The organism is Planomonospora algeriensis (assembly GCF_977012225.1).
The window spans coordinates 1-1,424 of record NZ_CDRNDK010000843.1; the positions used below are offsets into that span (position 1 = coordinate 1).

At 73.9% G+C, this 1,424-nt stretch carries 1 protein-coding gene and 1 pseudogene; one reads left to right on the forward strand and one right to left on the reverse strand.

The genetic code is table 11. The features are described 5' to 3' along the window. Positions 1–63: 63 nt before the first annotated feature. On the reverse strand, positions 64–807 hold the full coding sequence (locus tag ACWJ6R_RS36275; protein ID WP_449066536.1) for an HAD-IIA family hydrolase: 744 nt from the start codon (positions 805–807) through the stop codon (positions 64–66). Positions 808–1,025: 218 nt separating this feature from the next. On the opposite strand from ACWJ6R_RS36275, the pseudogene ACWJ6R_RS36280 reads away from it, so the two are divergent. After that, positions 1,026–1,424: pseudogene (locus ACWJ6R_RS36280) on the forward strand (aminoglycoside phosphotransferase family protein); the annotation flags it as partial.

Genomic DNA, 1,424 nt, shown 5'->3' on the forward strand with positions numbered 1-1,424 from the left:
CGCCCGCGGTGCCGCCCCGGACGCCCGCGGTGCCGCCCCGGACGGCCGCGGGACGGCCGGCGCTCACTCGACCGCGTCGATGAGGTCGGCGACCGACTCCACCACCTGGGACGGGCGGAACGGGTAGCGGTCGATCTGGTCCCGGGCCATCACCCCGGTGAGCACCAGGATGGTGTGGAGCCCGGCCTCCATGCCGGAGACGATGTCGGTGTCCATCCGGTCGCCGATCATCGCGGTCGTCTCGCTGTGCCCGTCGATGGCCCGCAGCGCGCTGCGCATCATCATCGGGTTCGGCTTGCCCACGAAGTACGGCTCGACGCCGGTCGCCTTGGTGATCATCGCCGCGACCGCGCCGCAGGCGGGCAGGGAGCCCTCGGTGGAGGGGCCGACCGGGTCGGGGTTGGTGGCGATGAAGCGGGCCCCGCCCTCGATCAGCCGGATCGCCCGCGTTATCTGGGTGAAACTGTAGGTGCGGGTCTCGCCCAGGACCACGTAGTCCGGGTCGAGATCGGTCAGGACGTAGCCGATCTCGTGCAGGGCGGTGGTCAGTCCCGCCTCGCCGACCACGTAGGCGGAGCCGCCGGGCCGCTGGTCGGCCAGGAACTGCGCGGTGGCCAGCGCCGAGGTCCAGATGGACTCCGCCGGGATCTCCAGGCCCGCCGCGCGCAGCCGTACGGCCAGGTCGCGCGGGGTGTAGATGGAGTTGTTGGTGAGCACCATGAACCGCCGCCCCGTCTCACGCAGGCGGCGGATGAACTCGTCGGCGCCCGGCACCGGGTGCCCCTCGTGGACGAGCACCCCGTCCATGTCCGACAGCCAGCACTCGATCGGCTTGCGCACGTCCGCCATGATCCGACATCCCCCGCTTTTCAGTCCTATATACGGTCTCGTCTGGAGACAACCAGGATGACAGGTTCGCTCCCGCCGCCGTACCGCGCCCGGCCCGGGGTGGGACCGCCGCGACGCCCCGGTCCGCCGGGTCCGCCGCGTCCCCGCGGGCCCGGCGGATGGGCGAGACTTGCGGGGTGGACGAGACTCCCCTGGCGAGTGACGAACTGCTCGGTGAACTGGGCCGGATCGGCGCCCGGTACGGCGACGCGCCCCCCGTGGTGCTGCCCACCCGCCCGGACGTGGTCATCGTGCGGGCCGGGTCGGTGGTGGTCAAGGCGCACGCCCCCGGGGCCGACCGGGAGCCGCTGGCGGCGCGGATGCGGGCCGTCGCCGGTCCCGAGCTGCGCGGGATCCTGCTGGAACCGGTGACGGGTGAGGTCATGGCCGCCGGGGACCGGCTGGTCACCGTCTGGCCGGCCGGGACCCCGGTGGATCCCGAGGACCCCGACGCCGCCCCCTGGGAGGCGGGGGCGCGGCTGCTGGCCGGGCTGCACGCCGTACCGGCCGGGGTGCTGCCGCCGCTGCCTGCTGGA

Coding starts and splice junctions, on each gene's coding strand:
- ACWJ6R_RS36275 (WP_449066536.1), bottom strand. CDS start 807: ATGGACGGGGTGCTCGTCCACGAGGGGCACCCGGTGCCGGGCGCCGAC.